This window comes from Fulvivirga kasyanovii, from assembly GCF_009711405.1.
Taxonomy (GTDB): domain Bacteria; phylum Bacteroidota; class Bacteroidia; order Cytophagales; family Cyclobacteriaceae; genus Fulvivirga; species Fulvivirga kasyanovii.
In genome coordinates, this window is sequence record NZ_SMLW01000179.1 from 1 (window position 1) to 1597 (window position 1597).

Consider the following 1597-nt stretch of genomic DNA (forward strand, 5'->3'; position numbering starts at 1 on the left):
AATATTCACAATTTAGGTTTTGCAAATATAAGATTTAGCATTACCTTTGCAGACCAAATTAAAGAGAAGTCGAATAAATATCAGATATGGCAAATCACAAATCAGCGTTAAAGAGAATTAGATCTAATAATGCCAAAAGATTAAGAAACAAGTATCAGCACAAAACGACCAGAACGTTTGTAAAGAAGCTGAGAAATACAACTGATAAAGCCGAGGCGCAGGAATTACTGAAAACAGTAACTTCAATGCTAGACAAACTAGCTAAGAAAAACATTATTCATAGAAATAAAGCTGCCAACAACAAGTCAAAATTGACTAAGTTGGTAAACAGCCTATAAAATATAGATCTAAGATCTTAAGAGCCTTACTCTTAACAAGTAAGGCTTTTTTTATTGTTTCATAATCAAATAAAGGGCGCATCCTCTGCACCTCAGGCTTAAAGATAAGCCCCTTCCCGTCCCCATCTTGCGAAGGGCATTCCCCATAACTTTAGTCCTGAACAGCTACTTAGTCAGCATTTTGATTAAAAAGTAATCTTTCGCTTTAGTTAAATTCCTGCAATGAAAGGGACCAAAGAATATTTAAAGATAAAAAACTGGGCAGAGGAAGACCGTCCCCGTGAAAAACTCCTTCTCAAAAGCAAGTCCGCCCTCTCTGATGCCGAGCTCATAGGTATCCTGATCGGCTCCGGCACCTCTTCCATGAGCGCCGTGGATGTAGCCAAGTCGATACTTAACCACACCGGCAATGACCTGAATAACCTCGCCAAGCTATCTGTTAAGGAGCTGATGAAGTTTAAGGGGATTGGTGAAGCCAAAGCAATCAGCATAGTGAGTGCTATGGAACTGGGAAGGCGGAGAAAAGAAACCCAAAGCACCAAAAAACCAAAAATAACCTGCTCAGAGGATGCATATGAGGCCATCAAACCAGAGCTGATGGATATGAAGCATGAAGAATTCTGGACACTGCTACTGAGCAGAAGCAATACCATCATCAAAAAGCAGCTTATCAGCAGTGGCGGCGTAGCCGGAACGGTAGCGGATCCGAAAATTATATTTAAGTCTGCCCTGGAAGAACTTGCCTGCACTATCATATTAGTTCATAACCACCCTTCCGGCAATCTAAGACCCAGCCAGGCAGACATAAACCTTACAAAAAAAATGAAAGCAGCAGGAGACCTGCTCGAAATCCCTGTATTAGATCATCTCATTTTCACTGATAATGGCTACTTTAGTTTTGCAGATGAAAATATGCTTTAAAAATGGGAGGCAGAACCTGATCAAGAATACCAACAAACTCTCCTCCAAAGACCTTCTTTCTGACCTTCAGGCCATGTTAAAAGTATCACTGATTTCAACTGCCTCCTCCTTAATCTCAAAATTGTGTTGCTTTATCCCTGAAAACGTCTCTTCACTTCATCCCAACTACAGGACTTGGATTCCCCTTTTTTATGGCGAACTATTCTCACATCCAATTCCTCACGTTCTGCCTCCCGAAGCAAATAGGCACCAGACATATCGGCCAGCATCATTCCATATACAAGCTGGACAAAACGTTCATCTGCCTTGCTTATGTAGTCCTGAAGATCTTTTCGTAA

Annotated in this window: 3 protein-coding genes; 2 read left to right on the top strand and 1 reads right to left on the bottom strand. The window is 41.0% G+C overall.

Annotated features, from left to right (window positions below):
- Positions 1-86 precede the first annotated feature (86 nt).
- Both rpsT and radC read left to right on the top strand, forming a co-directional pair.
- Entirely contained in the window at positions 87-338 is a 252-nt protein-coding gene (rpsT, locus tag E1163_RS00625; protein WP_155168590.1) for a 30S ribosomal protein S20, read from the top strand.
- 222 nt (positions 339-560) lie between these two features.
- Positions 561-1259, top strand: a complete 699-nt coding sequence (radC, locus tag E1163_RS00630) for a RadC family protein (protein ID WP_155168591.1) — start codon at positions 561-563, stop codon at positions 1257-1259.
- A gap of 131 nt (positions 1260-1390) precedes the next feature.
- Here radC and E1163_RS30225 read toward each other — a convergent pair.
- The coding region (locus E1163_RS30225) for a hypothetical protein (protein WP_185155897.1) at positions 1391-1597 on the bottom strand (207 nt) is incomplete at its 5' end.